15 protein-coding genes are annotated in these 14,982 nt (G+C 68.6%); 8 read left to right on the plus strand and 7 right to left on the minus strand.

Annotated features, from left to right (window positions below; genetic code table 11):
- The first annotated feature begins 4 nt into the window (after positions 1-4).
- The 3 genes from ACZ5M6_RS02785 (at position 5) to ACZ5M6_RS02795 (ending at position 3,109) form a co-directional block, all read left to right on the plus strand.
- Positions 5-1,708 (plus strand): ArnT family glycosyltransferase, encoded by a 1,704-nt coding sequence (locus ACZ5M6_RS02785; RefSeq protein ID WP_333895597.1) that lies wholly within the window; start codon positions 5-7, stop codon positions 1,706-1,708.
- Positions 1,705-2,619, plus strand: coding sequence for a hydroxymethylglutaryl-CoA lyase (locus tag ACZ5M6_RS02790; protein WP_228184880.1), 915 nt, complete (start codon positions 1,705-1,707; stop codon positions 2,617-2,619). The genes ACZ5M6_RS02785 and ACZ5M6_RS02790 overlap by 4 nt, the downstream gene beginning before the upstream one ends.
- A 67-nt stretch (positions 2,620-2,686) precedes the next feature.
- Positions 2,687-3,109, plus strand: a complete 423-nt coding sequence (locus tag ACZ5M6_RS02795; RefSeq protein ID WP_054764375.1) for a hypothetical protein — start codon at positions 2,687-2,689, stop codon at positions 3,107-3,109.
- A gap of 179 nt (positions 3,110-3,288) precedes the next feature.
- On the opposite strand, the gene ACZ5M6_RS02800 is transcribed toward ACZ5M6_RS02795, so the two are convergent.
- The 3 genes from ACZ5M6_RS02800 to trhA form a co-directional block, all read right to left on the minus strand.
- Positions 3,289-3,651, minus strand: a complete 363-nt coding sequence (locus ACZ5M6_RS02800; protein ID WP_054764376.1) for a hypothetical protein — start codon at positions 3,649-3,651, stop codon at positions 3,289-3,291.
- The gene (gene phaR / locus ACZ5M6_RS02805; RefSeq protein ID WP_287104030.1) at positions 3,648-4,265 is read right to left on the minus strand and encodes a polyhydroxyalkanoate synthesis repressor PhaR; all 618 of its coding nucleotides are present in this window, start codon (positions 4,263-4,265) and stop codon (positions 3,648-3,650) included. The genes ACZ5M6_RS02800 and phaR overlap by 4 nt, the downstream gene beginning before the upstream one ends.
- 86 nt (positions 4,266-4,351) lie before the next feature.
- The gene (gene trhA, locus ACZ5M6_RS02810; protein WP_054764378.1) at positions 4,352-5,065 is read right to left on the minus strand and encodes a PAQR family membrane homeostasis protein TrhA; all 714 of its coding nucleotides are present in this window, start codon (positions 5,063-5,065) and stop codon (positions 4,352-4,354) included.
- Between the two features lie 157 nt (positions 5,066-5,222).
- Here trhA and ACZ5M6_RS02815 point away from each other — a divergent pair, with 157 nt between their 5' ends.
- On the plus strand, positions 5,223-6,398 hold the full coding sequence (locus ACZ5M6_RS02815) for an acetyl-CoA C-acetyltransferase (protein WP_464159598.1): 1,176 nt from the start codon (positions 5,223-5,225) through the stop codon (positions 6,396-6,398).
- Positions 6,399-6,564: 166 nt separating this feature from the next.
- Here ACZ5M6_RS02815 and ACZ5M6_RS02820 read toward each other — a convergent pair whose 3' ends face one another.
- Both ACZ5M6_RS02820 and htpX read right to left on the minus strand, forming a co-directional pair.
- Positions 6,565-8,169 (minus strand): M20/M25/M40 family metallo-hydrolase, encoded by a 1,605-nt coding sequence (locus ACZ5M6_RS02820; RefSeq protein ID WP_348683886.1) that lies wholly within the window; start codon positions 8,167-8,169, stop codon positions 6,565-6,567.
- 147 nt (positions 8,170-8,316) lie between these two features.
- Positions 8,317-9,303: a zinc metalloprotease HtpX gene (htpX, locus tag ACZ5M6_RS02825; RefSeq protein ID WP_191558427.1), complete on the minus strand. Its 987-nt coding sequence runs from the start codon at positions 9,301-9,303 to the stop codon at positions 8,317-8,319.
- 93 nt (positions 9,304-9,396) lie between these two features.
- Here htpX and ACZ5M6_RS02830 point away from each other — a divergent pair, with 93 nt between their 5' ends.
- Together ACZ5M6_RS02830 and ACZ5M6_RS02835 are read left to right on the plus strand one after the other, a co-directional pair.
- Entirely contained in the window at positions 9,397-9,654 is a 258-nt protein-coding gene (locus tag ACZ5M6_RS02830; RefSeq protein WP_054764382.1) for a DUF1674 domain-containing protein, read from the plus strand.
- A gap of 60 nt (positions 9,655-9,714) precedes the next feature.
- Entirely contained in the window at positions 9,715-10,542 is an 828-nt protein-coding gene (locus ACZ5M6_RS02835; RefSeq protein ID WP_054764383.1) for a hypothetical protein, read from the plus strand.
- Here ACZ5M6_RS02835 and pyrF read toward each other — a convergent pair whose 3' ends face one another.
- Entirely contained in the window at positions 10,543-11,274 is a 732-nt protein-coding gene (pyrF, locus tag ACZ5M6_RS02840) for an orotidine-5'-phosphate decarboxylase (protein ID WP_054764384.1), read from the minus strand. It abuts the gene before it with no gap.
- 88 nt (positions 11,275-11,362) lie between these two features.
- Between pyrF and ACZ5M6_RS02845 the strand changes: the two genes are divergently transcribed.
- A complete protein-coding gene (locus ACZ5M6_RS02845) occupies positions 11,363-12,058 on the plus strand; it encodes a MarC family protein (protein WP_054766783.1) in 696 nt (231 codons plus the stop codon).
- A 4-nt stretch (positions 12,059-12,062) separates the two neighbouring features.
- Here the strand turns inward: ACZ5M6_RS02845 and ACZ5M6_RS02850 are convergent, their stop codons facing one another.
- Complete coding sequence (locus tag ACZ5M6_RS02850) at positions 12,063-12,473, minus strand: metallopeptidase family protein (RefSeq protein WP_464159601.1); 411 nt, start codon at positions 12,471-12,473, stop codon at positions 12,063-12,065.
- Between the two features lie 128 nt (positions 12,474-12,601).
- Between ACZ5M6_RS02850 and ACZ5M6_RS02855 the strand changes: the two genes are divergently transcribed.
- Positions 12,602-14,974 carry a sensor histidine kinase gene (locus ACZ5M6_RS02855; protein WP_191558338.1) on the plus strand — a complete coding sequence of 791 codons (2,373 nt, stop codon included), beginning with the start codon at positions 12,602-12,604 and terminating at the stop codon, positions 14,972-14,974.
- Positions 14,975-14,982: the final 8 nt, after the last annotated feature.

The raw sequence follows: 14,982 nt of genomic DNA on the forward strand, positions 1-14,982 counted from the left end.
TCTCATGAAGAGCTTCGATCTGGATCGCCGCATCGCCGGCTGGAGAGGCCCCCTGCTGGCGGCCCTGTTGACGCTGGTCGCCGGCCTGCCGGGCCTGCTGCTCCTGCCGCCGCTGGATCGGGACGAAAGCCGCTTCGCCCAGGCCACCGTCCAGATGCTGGAGAGCGGCGACTATGTGGACATCCGCTTCCAGGACGAGCCGCGCTGGAAGAAGCCGGTCGGCATCTATTGGCTGCAGGCCGCCGCCGTCGCCCTGACCTCGGACCCCGAGGATCGCGAGATCGCCCCCTATCGGATCCCCTCTCTCCTGGGGGCCATGCTGGCCGCCTGGGCTGTCGCCTGGGCGGGTTCGGCCCTGCTGGGCGCGCGCGTCGGCTTCTTCGGCGGCGCGATCATGGGGGCGACCTTCCTTCTGTCCACCGAGGCCGGGATCGCCAAGACGGACGCCATGCTGTGCGGCGCCACCACCCTGGCCATGGCCGCCCTGGCGCGAATCTATATGGCGACCCGAGCCGGGGAACGACCGATCCGGCCCCACAAGCTTCTGTTCTGGCTGGGCCTGGGGCTGTCGATCCTGATCAAGGGGCCGATCGGCCTTCTGGTCGTGGCCCTGGCGATCCTGGCCCTGTCGATCTGGGACCGCGACGTCCGCTGGCTGGGCCGGCTGGGCTGGGGCTGGGGCCTGCCGCTGGTGGCCCTGATGGTCGGCCCCTGGGCGATCGCCATCACCATCGCCACCGACGGGGGCTTCTGGCGCGAAGCCATCGGCGGCGACCTGGCGCCCAAGATCGCCGGGGCCCATGAAAGCCATTCCGGCTTCCCGGGGATGTATGTGCTTCTCGCGCCCCTGCTGTTCTTCCCCTCCACCCTGCTGCTGCCTGCCGCCGTCGCGACCGGCTGGTCCCGTCGGGCCGAGCCGGCCATTCGCTTCCTGGTCTGCTGGCTGGTTCCCGGCTGGCTGATGTTCGAACTGGCCCCGACCAAGCTGTGGCACTACACCCTGCCGACCTTCGGCGCCCTGGCCCTGTTGGCCGCCGCCGCCCTGGCCCGGCCGATCGGCAAGGTCTCGCGGATCACCGGCGCGGCCCTGGCGGTATTCGCCGCCGTCCTGATCTGCGGCATCACCGTCTATGGCTTGACCGTCTACGGCACCTCGACGGCCCAGACCTGGGCGGCTCTGACGGTCGGATCGACCCTGGCGGCGGCGGCTGTCGGCGGCTTCCTGCTGTTGAACCGGGCGCCGGTGGCGGCGCTGGTCGCGTCCCTGGCCTTTGGAATCGTGGCCCACGCCGCCTTGTCGGGCACCATCCGCCAACTGCGCCCCCTGGCCATCGCACCGAGACTGGAGAAAACCCTTGAGGCGGCGGACCTGCATCCCCGCCAGGGCCGCACCCCTGGACCGGTCGCCATCACCGGCTTCCATGAGCCGAGCTTCGTCTTCCTGACGGGCCGCGACACTGAACTGACCGACGCCCAAGGCGCGGCCGACGCCCTGGCCGAAGGACGGCCGGCCATCGTCGAGGGACGCGACGCCGACGCCTTCCGCGCCGCCGCCGGGCGGCTGGGTGTGGCGGGCCGGGCGGTCGGGGTGGTGCGGGGCTACAACTATTCCGCCGGAGACGAGGTGAGCCTGACCGTCTATGCGCCTCCGCCCCGCACGGCGGAGCCTGCGACGCAAGCCGCCCCCGCGACGGCGGCGACGCGATGAGCCGCTTCATCCAGATCGTCGAGGTCGGGCCCCGTGACGGGCTTCAAAACGAAAAGGCCGTGCTGGACCCCGCCGTCCGCGCCGAGCTGGTGCGGCGGCTGGAGGCGGCCGGAGCCCGGCGGATCGAGGCCGTCTCCTTCGTCCATCCTAAATATGTGCCGCAGATGGCCGGGGCGGAAACGGTGATGGCGGCCCTGCCTCACGAAGCCGGACGCAGCCGCATCGGTCTGGTGCTGAACGGCCGAGGCTATGATCGCGCCCTGACCACGGCCGTGGACGAGGTCAATGTCTCGCTTTCCGCCACCGACGGCTTCGGCCTGAAGAACCAGGGCCTGGCCGTCAAGGACCAGCTGGCTATGCTGGGCGAGATCGTCGCCCGCCGTCACAACAGCCAGACGTCCGACGTTGTCCCCTCTCTGTCGGCGACCCTGTCATGCGTCTGGGGCTGTCCGTTTGACGGAGAAGTCTCGGTTCAGCAGGTCGGCGACCTTGTGGGGGCGATCGGCGCCTTGGGCGTCGGTGAAATCGCCCTGGCCGACACCATCGGCGCCGGAGATCCCTGGGCGGTGACGCGCAAGGTCGAGGCCGCCCGCCGGGCAGCGCCGGAGGCGCGCCTGCGCCTGCATTTCCACGACACGCGCAACACCGGCCTGGCCAACGCCTATGCCGGCGTGGAGGCGGGGGTGGACGTGTTGGACGCCTCGGTCGGCGGCATCGGCGGCTGTCCCTTCGCGCCCGGCGCCACCGGAAACATCGCCACCGAAGATCTGGTCTATATGCTGGAGCGCGCGGGTTTTCAGACCGGCTATGATCTGGACGCCCTGATCGAAACGGCGCGCTGGATCGGTGCGGTGCTCGGCCGCCCCGCCCCGTCCGCCCTTAGCCGGGCAGGCGGCTTTCCCCGCAGGTGACGAACGGACGCAATAGGGTTAATCAGACTTAAGAAGCGCAGCCGTTGCGCCGGGGAGAGGAGCCGCCATGCTGATCGCCATACCCCTGCTGCTGATCCCGGTGGTCCTCTACAATATCGTCGTGCTGTTCGGCGCAGACGGAAACGGCGGCATGAGCCAGGCCGACGCCCTGCTGCGTGATCCGCTGTTCTCCATTCCCATGGCGTCAGGGGCCCAGTGGAATGTGGGCTCGGGCGACCTGATCCTGTTCGTCGGCCTGATCCTGCTGTTCTTCGAACTGGTGAAATCGACGTCGAGCCAGAGGGTGGCCATCGTCAATCACGCCCTGTCGATGGTCCTGTTCATCATCGTCCTGGTCGAATTCCTGCTGATCCGCGGCTTCGCCACCTCGACCTTCTTTCTGATCGTGGTGATGATCCTGCTGGACGTGCTGGCCGGCTTCATCGTGACCATCATCGCGTCGCGCAAGGATTTCGACCTAGCCAACTGACGGCCGGTGCGCGGGGCGGCGAAAAGACGATTTAGGAAAAGGCGGTGAAGATCAGCGCCACGACGGCGACGTCGAAGACCTTGGCGGCGAGGCTGAGGGCGGCGGGCATGGTGTGTCCTGGCGGAGGCGTTTCGATACGCCTTCAGCAAGTTCCGTGCCGCCCGACGCCTAACGCCCGATCAGACGTCGGTCTTGGACGCGCGCCCGACCGGCGGCCGTCGCTCGGCCTCGCCCGAATACTCAGCCCCCAAATAGGCGGCGCGCGCGGCGTTCAGAACCGGAGGACCGCCCTTCAGGCCGCGCCTTTGCCCCTTCTGGCCCATCTGCTGGGCCACAAAGGCCGCCGCGCCGGGTTCGCCGGCCGTATGGACGGCAGGTCTTGCCGAGGACCCCGTTGCAGCCTCGGCCTCAGCCTCGGTCAGCGGCGCCGGGACCAGGGCCTTGGCCGCCGCCTGCTGAGCGCGCCGTTCGCGCTCGCGCCTTTCACCTTCGCGGCGATCCACGCGCTCAGGTCCGCTGACCGCCTGGATCCGATCGGTCATTTCGGCTTGGACTCGGCGAGACGGTCGATCTGGGCGCGCATTTCGTCCATCTGGCGGCGCATCTCCTCCAGGGCGTCGCTGTCTGCGGCCGCCTTGGTTTCCGCCGCCGGCGGGGCGGCCGGCTCGCTTCGGCCATAGCCGAAGCCGGGGAACATCTGCATCGCCCGTTCGAACACGGCCATATTGGTCTTGGCCGCCTCCTCGATCAGGGTCGCGCCGGCGCCGGCGCCGAAGGCCCGGCTCATCTGACTGGCGAACTGCTCCTGCTGACGGCTGAAGTTGGTCAGGGACATTTCCAGATAGGAGGGCAGAACGCCCTGCATCGAGCCGCCGTAGAAGCCGATCAGCTGACGCAGGAACTGGACCGGCAGCAGGGCCTCGCCCCGGCTTTCCTCTTCGAAGATGATCTGCGTCAGGATCTGGCGCGTCAGGTCGTCGTTGGTCTTGGCGTCATAGACGACGAACTCGGTCCCCTCGCGCACCATGGCGGCAAGGTCGTCCAAGGTCACGTAGGTGCTGCTGCGCGTATTGTAGAGACGCCGGTTCGCATACTTTTTGATGACGACCTGATCGCCTTCGCCGGTCTTTCCGCCCTTGGTGTTTTCGTCAGCCACGCTTGTTCTCGCGATTTTGCAACGCACCACTATCGTCCGTTGCGGCGCGAAGCGCTAGAGGCTGATCTCAAGGGCGACGGAAGGCCTCAGTGGCTCATGGCCGGAGCCAGGACGACGCCGACCAGGACGGCCGTCCAATGCACCGTCGCCCCGGTGACGACGAACCCGTGCCAGATGGCGCGGCGGAACGGCACCTTCGGGCTGATGAAGACCAGCACCCCGGCCGTATAGATCAGCCCGCCCAGAACCAGCAGGGCCAGGGCGACGGGGTGGACCGTCTCCACCATTGGCTTCAGAGCTGCGACGGCCAGCCAGCCGAAAACGACATAGACCGCGCTCCAGAACCGGTCCGAAATGCGCGGTGCGAACAGCTTCACCCCGGCGCCGACGAAGGCCAGGGTCCAGATCAGGGCGGTGAAGCCGATCGACCAGAGGCCTTCGAACCTCTGGGTGGTGAAGGGGGTGTAGCTGCCGGCGATCATCAGAAAGATGGCCGCCTCGTCCAGGCGACGAAGCACCGGACGGGCCGCGCAGGGGTTGGTCCAGTTATACAGGGTCGAGGCGGTCAGCATGCCGATCAGGCACAGGGCGTAGATGGCCGTGGCCAGAACGCCTCCGACCCCCGTATAGACCCCTGCCAAGCCCGCCAGAACGACGCCGCCGACGGCCGCCAGCATCAGACCCACCGCATGGACCCAGAGGTCCGCCAGCCTTTCGGCGCGGGTCTGATAGTGCTCGATCATGTCCAGCTCGTCCGGCGTGCAGACATGGGTGACAAGGCGTTTCAGCGTTCCCAGCATGGCCAATCAAATCCAAGATCGTCCCTATCGTTCCGACACAATGCGCCGTCAGGATGACGAAGGACTGAATCCGAGGCGGTGTTTCCTCCGACAGGTGACGAAGCCGCCCATATGCGGCAAAAGAGCCACTCGATAATTCCGCAGAGAGTGAAATCCCATGACCGAGGTCGTCATCGTCTCCGCCGCCCGCACCCCCGTCGGGTCGTTCCTCGGCGCCCTGTCGTCCTTGCCCGCCTCCAAGCTGGGCGAGATCGCCATCAAGGCGGCGCTGGAGCGGGCCGGGGTCGCGGGTGATGAGGTGGACGAGGTGATCCTGGGCCATGTGCTTCAGGCTGCGGCCGGCCAGGGCCCGGCGCGTCAGGCGGCGGTCGGCGCCGGCGTGCGCCAGTCCGCCCCGGCATGGAGCCTGAACCAGATCTGCGGTTCCGGCCTGCGGGCCGTCGCCGTCGCCGCCCAGCAGATCGCCCTGGGCGACGCCGGGATCGTGGTCGCCGGCGGACAGGAGAGCATGAGCCAGGCGCCCCACGCCCAGCAGCTGCGCACGGGCCACAAGATGGGCGACGTCGCCCTGATCGACACCATGATCAAGGACGGGCTGTGGGACGCCTTCAACGGCTATCACATGGGCCAGACCGCCGAGAACATCGCCGACAAATGGGGCATCACCCGCGAGGCCCAGGACGAGTTCGCCCTGGCCAGCCAGCACAAGGCCGAGGCGGCGCAGAAGGCCGGCAGATTCGCCGAGGAGATCGCCCCGGTGGTCATCCCCGGCAAGAAGGGCGACGTGGTCGTGGACCAGGACGAATACATCCGCCACGGCGCCACCCTGGAGCTGATGCAGAAGCTGCGGCCCGCCTTCGCCAAGGAGGGCAGCGTCACCGCCGCCAACGCCTCGGGCTTGAACGACGGCGCCGCCGCCCTGGTGCTGATGAGCGCCGAAGAGGCGAAGGCGCGCGGGCTTGAACCCCTGGCCCGCATCGCCTCTTCCGCCACGGCCGGGGTCGATCCGTCGATCATGGGCACGGGGCCGATCCCCGCCTCGAAGAAGGCGCTGGAAAAGGCGGGCTGGACCGTCGCCGACCTGGACCTGGTCGAATCCAACGAAGCCTTCGCCGCCCAGAGCCTGTGCGTGGTCAAGGAGCTGGGTCTCGACCCGGCCAAGGTCAACGTCAACGGCGGCGCCATCGCCATCGGCCATCCCATCGGCGCCTCGGGCGCGCGCATCCTGACCACGCTTCTGTTCGAGATGAAGCGGTCCGGCGCGAAGAAGGGTCTAGCCACCCTGTGCATCGGCGGCGGCATGGGCGTGGCGATGTGCGTGGAGCGGGGGTGACCTGAAACTTCCTTCTCCCTTTGGGAGAAGGTGGCCGCGAAGCGGACGGATGAGGGCCGGACGGTGGGACAGTCGCACCGCCGCAACCCTCTCCCTTTCGCGCGAGACCGATCGCTACGCTCTCGGGCGCTCAAGCCCTCTCCCAATGGGAGAGGGGATCCGCTTATCAGTCCGCCGGATATTCGAAGGGATCGGTCGGCGTCGGCTCGGTCGGCAGGGGCATGCGCGGCAGGGGCTCGTCGCGGTTGGCCGCGTTCAGCAGGAAGCTGGCCAGGATAATCGCCGCCTGACGCATGTCCTCCGGCTTCAGGTGGTCATAGCTGTCGATACTGGTGTGGTGCAGGCGACTGGAATAGTCGAGCGGGTCCTGAATGAACTGATACCCCGGCACGCCGACCGTCTGCATATAGACGTGGTCGGTGCCGCCCGAAGGGCGCAGGGACACGGTGGTCGCCCCCATGTTGGCGAAGGGCGCAAGCCATTCCTGGAAGATCGGAACTGCGGCCACATTGCCCTCGGCGTTGATGCCCCGGATCTTGCCCGAGCCGTTGTCCAGGTTGAAATAGGCGACCAGATCCCGATAGCCTTCGCGCGGCTGGATCGGCCAGCGGCTGCGCCAGGTTCGGTTGTTCGGCAGGTTCGCCAATGCTGGATCGTTCGAGGGCGCGCGAGTGGCCAGATGCCTGTCGACATAGGCCAAAGAGCCCAGGATGCCCTGTTCCTCGCCGCTCCATAGGGCGAAACGGATGGTGCGTTTGGGCCTCACGTTCAGGGTCTTCAGGATGCGTGCGGCCTCCATGACCACTGCGCTGCCGGCGGCGTTGTCCACCGCTCCGTCCGAAGCGACCCAGCTGTCCAGATGGGCGCCCGCCATGACGTATTCGCTGGTTCCCCCGCTGCCGGGGATGTCGGCCAGGATGTTGTAGGCGTTGACGTCCTCGTCATGGAACTGGACCTCGCTCATCAGTTCCAGCGTGGGCGGCGTATCGGTCAGGGCCAGTCGGGCCAGACGACGATAGTCCTCAGCCGCCAGCTCCATGCCCGCCAGCTTGGGCGTCGCGCCGACCTGATAGGTATAGCCCGTGCCGTGCAGCAGGCCGCCGTCCCGCTGGGAAATCCTCACCCAGGCCAGGGCGCCCTGTTCGACCAGGAAGGCGTCGAGCCGCGCCGCGAAATCGGCCGTCTTCAGCTGACGCTCGATCGCAGCGGGCGAATACTGGGGTTGGACATAGGTGTTGCGCTCGGCCAGCTCGGCGCTGGTCCAGCGTTTGAAGGCCGGCTCGGTCGGTTCGGACCCCGTGCCGGGCTGGGACAGCATGACGATCTTGCCCGACAGCTTGCCCCGCCATTTGTCGAAATCCTCGACCTTGGAGATCGGCGCCACGATCACGCCGCCGCTGATCACCCCGTTGGTCGAAGGGGTCCAGGCCACCGGAATGGCCCTCAGGTCCAGCGGTCGCGGCGCCGTCATGCGGGCGCTGGAGCGGACGATGGACCAGCCCCGCCCGAACTCGAACCCCTCGGCCCGGACGTTCGACAGGCCCCAGTCGCGGAACTGCTGCTGGGTCCAGCGTTCCGCCTCCCGCATCTGCGGCGAATTGGTCATTCGCCCGCCGATCCGGTCCGTCAGATAGGCGGCCGTCTGCATCACCTGGCTGTGGTTCAGCCCCTGGTCGATGATGCCGTTGACGGTGGTCCGGTTGACGGACTGGGCCGCGACCGGCGTGGCCAGAAGAGCGGCGGCGGAAACGAAGGCGAGCAGACGCGACATAGGACCCCCTGATTGGCTTAGAGCATGATCGTTTCGGACGGAACCGCTTCGCGGTTCCGATAGAAGCGTGAATCATGCTCTCGCTTTAATCTGCTATCTGACGGAGTCCTCGACGGAAGTGCAAATCCAAAAGGCCCCGCGCGACGCTCAGCCCCAGGGACCGCGCGGCTCGGCCGGGGTGGCGGGCACGCCGGTGGTCAGGCGCCGGGGCGTCGCGGGGACGGCCGAGAGCGGAACCGCCGGGGCGGACGCGGGCGCCGTCTGGCGCGGCCGCATCCCCATCTTCGCGCCCAGCTCCACCAGAGCCCGAACGCGATTGCCGGTCGCCGGGTGGGTCGAGAACAGATTGTCCGCCCCGCGCCCGGCCAGGGGATTGATGATGAACAGCTGTCCGGAGGCGGGATTGCGCTCGGCCGTCGGATTGTGGATCCGCTTGGCGTAGGCCTCGATCTTTTGCAGGGCCGAGGCCAGGGCGTGAGGGTCATTGGCGATCTCCGCCCCGACGCGATCGGCCTCATATTCGCGGCTGCGCGAAATCGCCATCTGCACCAGGCCGGCCGCCATGGGCGCCAGGATCATCAGGGCCAGGGTTCCGATCAGACCACCCGGCCGCTCGCGGTCGTCGCCGCCCTGGAAGAACAGGGCGAAGTTGGCCAGGGCGGCGATGGCCCCGGCGATGGTGGCCGTCACCGTCATGATCAGGGTGTCGCGGTTCTTCACATGGGCCAGCTCGTGCGCCATCACGCCGCGCACCTCGTCGCGGGTCAGCATGTCCAGAAGACCGGTGGTGGCGCAGACGGCGGCGCGTTCAGGGTTCCGGCCGGTGGCGAAGGCGTTGGGCTGGTCGCTGGGGATGATGGCGACCTGGGGCTGGGGCAGGCCGGCGTCGCGCGCCATCTGGCGCACGTCGGCGACATAGTTGCGGACCACCGCATTGGGATGCTGCTCATCGACCGGCTGGGCCCGGTACATCTTCATGACGATCTTGTCGGCGTTCCAGTAGCTGAACAGATTCATGCCGCCGGCGAAGACCAGGGCGATCGCCATGCCGGTCGCGCCGCCGATCAGATAGCCGAGCCCCGCGAAAAGGGCGGTGAGGGCGGCCAGAAGAATGAAGGTCTTCAGATGGTTCATCGTCGTTCCGGGACCGTCGGCGGCTTTTTGTGGCGTCGCGGCTTTGATCGACTATTTGAGGCCATGAGCCGCCGTCCTCAAGGGAGCCGACCTGTGACCGAACATCCCACCCCCGATCCGGCCGAAGCTGCGGCGGAGGATGGGGAAACCCCCGCCTTCAACCAGGACGTCCCCCACGCCACGCCCGAAAGACCACTGAGCACGGTCGCCCGCCGCGCCCTGCTGGAGGCGGCCGAACGCCGCATGGCCGAGGAGGGCGCGGCGGCCGAAACCGAATACGGCGGTCCGACGGGGCCTGAACCGACCCGCTACGGCGATTGGGAGAAAAAGGGCCTGGCCGTCGATTTCTGACGGGCGACGACGGCGCGACAATTGCCGAGACAAGACTTAGGTCAAGGAGTCTGTCCCGCAATGACACAGCCCATCATCGCCGCCGCGTCTGCGGTCCTCCTGCTTTCCGCCGCACCCGCTCTGGCGGGCGGTCCTTCCGGCGCTCACGGCGGCGGCTGTGGAGGCTGCGGCGGCGGGCATCAGGGCGGACACCCCGGCGGCGGTCATTACGGCGGCGGCCACAACAGCAACGTCAATGTGAACGTGAATGCGAATGCGGGGGCCAACGCCTCGGCCTACGCCGGGGCTTCGGCCTATTCGGCGATCAACGCCCGCGCCTATTCCCAGTCGTCCAGCTTCAGCCGTCACGGCGGAGGCGGGGGCGGGGTCGTTTATGTCGGGGGCGGCTATGCCGAGGGCGGCGCCGTCGGCGGGAGCTATGCGTCCGCCCCGGCGGTGGTCTTCGTGGGGCCTGCGCCCGTCAGCGCCCCTGTCGGCTATCCGGTCTATGGCTTCGGTCGCGACTATATCGGCTGGCGCCCCTATCGGCCTCAGCCGCCGATCGACTGCGGCTGCCGCCCGCCGTATCCCGGTCACGACCGCGAGATGCGCTACGAGGATCGGCGCGACCTGAGCCGCCGAGACGCCTATGAGGCGCACGTCTACGAAGAGCGCGCCTATGAAGAGCGGGCCTATGAGGCGGGCGGCTATTATAGGGAGGAAGGGTCCGTTCCGGCGCCGACGCCCTATGTCGAATACCCGCCGATCTACGGGGAGCCTGAACCCCTGCCGCCGCCTCCCCCTCCGCCGCCGACGGACTATTACGGCGACCTGCCGCCGCCCGGCAATGTTCCGCCGCAAGCCCCGCCCCGCCAGTACTACGCCCAGGAACCGGGCGAGCGCGGCTGATCAGATCAGGGCGATGCTTTCGGCGACGGCCAGGGCGGCGGCGCGGGGGTCGGCCGCCGCCGTGATCGGCCGGCCGATCACCAGATGGGTGGCGCCGGCCTGAAGCGCAGCCTCGGGCGTGGCGGCGCGGGCCTGATCGTCCAGGGCCGACCCCGCAGGCCGAACGCCGGGCGTCACGATCAGAAAGTCGGGCCGGCCGGCGGCCTGTGCGATCTCGCGCACCCGGGCCGCCTCCTGCGGGCTGGAGACCACCCCGTCGATCCCCGCCTCAAGCGCCTGCCGCACACGCAGCTCCACCAGTTCGGCCGGCGACAGACTGTGGTCGTCCGCCGCCAGATCCTCGGCCGTCAGGCTGGTCAGAACGGTCACGCCCAAAACCTTGAGCCCTGATCCGGCCACGCCCCGCGCCGCCGCCGCCATGACCTGGGGCCGGGCGTGGACGGTCAGGAGGTCGCAACCCGAGGCCGCCAGATTCGCCGCCGCCTTTTCGACCGTCGCGCCGATGTCGTGCAGCTTCCAGTCCAGAAACACCTTGCGGCCCTCGGCCTTCAGGTCGCGCGCCAGCTCCATGCCGCCGACGGCGAACAGCTGCAGTCCGATCTTGTAGAAGCCCGCCGCATCCTGAACCCGCCCGACCAGGGCGGCGGCCTCTGCGACCGTCGGCACGTCCAGGGCGCAGATGATCCGTTCGTCGGGACCGCGATTGGGGGCGACGGTTTGGACCTGGGTCATCGACGGACTCGCGCTGAGCGGCTATGCCGGGACGCTGAAGGTGCGTCGGCGCGGCCGGCGTGTTGAATTTCAAGAGCGAGGCGAGGCGATGAACGCGGTCGATCTGGGTGTCAACCTGTTCGTGACCCTGTTCGCCCTGTTGGACCCGATCGGCAATCTGCCGATCTTCGCCGCCGCGACCGCCGGGGCCACCCTGCGTCAGCGGATCTCGGTCTCGGCCCTGATCTGCCTGTTCGCCATGCTGTTCCTCAGCTTCTTCCTGTTCACGGGCCTGGGCCTGCTGCAGTTCTTCGGCATTTCCCTGGCGGCCTTCCGCATCGCCGGGGGCATTTTGCTGCTGTTCCTGGGGCTGGACATGGCGCGCGGGGACTTTCTGGCGATGTTCGCCGACAAGGACGCCTTGAGCGACAGCAAGGATGTGCGCGGCTACGCCCGCCGGCGGTTCCAGCGTCTGGTCGTGCCCTTCGCCATCCCGCTGATGATCGGTCCGGGCGCCATCTCGGCCGTGATCATCAATGCGGGCGAGGCCGCTCAACTGGGTTACGCCGGCATGGCGGGCTCGGTCGTCGCCATCGCCGCCGCCTGCGTCGTCTCCTGCATCTGTTTCGCCCTCACCGGCTATCTGAGCCGGGTGCTGGGCGAAGTCGGCATGGCCATCATCGTCAAGGTGCTGGGCCTGATCCTGTGCGCCCTGGCCATCCAGTTCATCCTGCTGGGCCTGGGCGAAGCCATCCCCGGCATGATCTCCGGCGCCGTGACCACCCCCTATCCCGCCGCCTCCTGAAGCTTCAGTCGGCGGCGTCCTCGATGGCGTGGATGTCGTCGTCGGACAGGCCGAAATGGTGGCCGATCTCGTGGATCAGGACATGGGCGATCAGCTCGGCCAGGCCCACGTCGCCGCGCTCGCACCATTCGTCCAGTATGGGGCGGCGATACAGGAAGATCCGCGAGGGCTCGGGCGCCGGCCCCAGGCTGTCGCGCCGCCCGATGTCCACCCCGTAGTAGAGGCCGGTCAGTTCGAAGGGGTCTTCGATCTCCATCTCGGCCAGGGTCTGTTCGTCGGCGAAGTCGTCGATGCGGAACACCACCTCCCCCGCCGCCGCCCTGAACTCGGCCGGCAGGGCGTCGAAGGCCTGACGGGCCAGACGCGCGAAATCGTCCAGGGAGGGGGCGAAAAGGTCGGCAGCGGGCTCTGTCATCCGTCCGCTATCGCCGCGGTCGGCGGGGCGCGCAACGGGGCGCGATGACGCGATCGGAGGGTCTGACTTTTTCGTGCTGCATTGAGGTATGGTAAAGGCGAATCAGGGCGCGGGACTCAAGGACAAGAATGGCCGAGGCCGACATCGCCTATGTCGCCACTGCAGGCGCAGCCGGACTGGCCTTGGGCGTCAGCGCCTGGGCCTTGCGGCTGCGCGCGCGTCTGAGCGCCGCCGTCGCCGCCGCCGAGCGGGACCGTGACGCCGCCCAGGCCGATCTAAGCCGCCACGACAGCATGTTGCGCGCCTTCGACGACGTGAGCCTGGCCTTGACGGCCGAAGGCGAGGCGAGCGGCGCGCCCATCGGCCCCGCCGAACTGATCGCCCGACTGACCGCCTCGGACGCCGCCGTGGGGTCGGGCATGGATCAGGGCGAGGCGGGCCAGGCCATACTGACGCGGCTGAGGTTGAGCCATGCGGTTTCGATCGAGGCCCTGGTCGAGGCCGGAAAGGCGTTCGAGAGCCTGATCGACCTCGGCGACATCGAGCCTTGGCGCGTCGAAGGCCGGGTCGCCGGCGGGGTCGCCTGGCTGCGCCTGTCGCCGGCGTCCCGCGTGGTCCTGACCGGAGCCGATGCGACCGAGAGCGGCCTGTCTCTGCTGGGCGACGCCTCGCCGATTCCGACCTGGATCGTGGACGGCGCCGGACGACTGGCCTGGGCCAACCGCGCCTGGTTGAGCGAGCTCGGCGCCCAGTCGGTGGATGAGGTGCTGGACAAGGGCCTGTCATTCGACCGCGGGGCCGACGCCCTGATCGCCGAGGCGGGCCGGCTGGGGCTGCGTCAGGAAGGGTTCCGCTGGACGACCGGCGGCGGCCATCGCCGGGCCTGGCGGATCATCGCCGAACCGGCGGCCGGCGGCGCCGTGACCGCCTTCGCCATCGAGGTGACGGAGGCCGAAGAGACCCGCGACACCCTGCGCCGCCACGTCGACGCCCACGACGAGACGCTGAACCACCTCGCCGATGCGGTCGCCATCTTCGGCCCCTCCAAACGCCTGGCCTTTCACAACACCGCCTTCCAGACCCTGTTCGACCTGGACCCCGCCTGGCTGGACGAACGGCCGACCCATGCCGAGCTGCTGGACCGGCTGCGCCAGCGCCGCCGCCTGCCGGAGGTGGTGGACTACGCCGGATGGAAGGCCCGCGAACTGGAATTCTACGGCGCGTCCCAGGCCGCGCCGGACGACAGCTGGTCCCTGCCCGACGGGCGGACGCTCCGGGTCGTGCGCCAGCCCCATCCGCTGGGCGGCATATTGCTGATCTTCTCGGACATCACCGACGAACTGAATCTGCGCAGCCGGTTCAACGCCCAGATCCAGGTGCAGAGGGCGACGCTCGACAAGCTGAACGACGCCGTCGCCGTCTTCGGCTCGGACGGACGGCTGCGGCTGCACAATGAAGCCTTCGAAAGCTTCTGGCGTCTGCCCAGCGATCGGATCGCCGCCTCGATCGACTTCGACGCCCTGGCCGAACTGTGCAAGGCCGTCCTGCCCGATCCGGCCCTGTGGCTGGGATTGAAGGCCCGCGTCGCCGATCCGGACCCCGAAAGCCGCATCGCCATCTCGGGCGAGGGGCGCACGATCGACGGCCGCATCGCCGCCTGGCAGACCCGCCCCCTGCCGGACGGCGCCACCCTGGTCGCCTTTTCCGACGTGACGGCCCGTCGGGGCCTGGAACAGGCCCTGGTTCAGCGCGAACAGGCCCTGGCGGAAAGCCAGGCCTTGAAGCGCGAGTTCGTGGGCAATGTCTCCTATGAACTCCGCACGCCTTTGACGACGATCGTCGGCTATTCCGAACTGCTGGAGACGATGGGCGATCTGCCCGAGCGCAGCCGCCAGCATGCGGGCGCCATCCGCGTCGCCGCCGTCCAGCTGGCCCGCTCGATCGACGACGTTCTGGACATGGCCCAGATCGACGCCGGCGAGATGGAGCTGTCGCTGGGCGACGTCCGGGTCTGCGACCTGCTGAACGAGGCGGCCGAAAAGGTCCGGCCCAAGGTCGAGGGGCGCGGCGCCGTCCTGACCGTCGCCTGCGCCGCCGATCTCAGCCCCATTCGGGCCGACGAGCACCGGATCGGCCAGGCCCTGGATCATCTGCTGGAAAACGCCGCCCGCGCCGTTTCCGAAGGCGGGGCCGTCACCCTGACGGCCGAGGCCGGCGCGTCGGAGGTACGGCTGACCGTCTCCGATACGGGGCGCGGCATCCCCTATCATCTGCAGGCCCATGTGTTCGATCGCTTCGTCCGGCGCGAGCGGGGCGGACCGGGCGTCGGCCTGGCCCTGGTCAAGGCCCTGGTCGAACTGCACGGCGGCTGGGCCGAGGTGGAAAGCGAACCCGGAAAGGGCGCCGCCTTCATCCTTCATCTGCCGCTGGGCGCGGCCACCACCGCCGCCCCGCCGGAACTCCAGTTGGATCGGCCGCAAGCCGTAGAGGCGGCCGACTGAGCCGGAGC

The sequence above is a fragment of the Brevundimonas sp. Br13 genome, assembly GCF_055391505.1.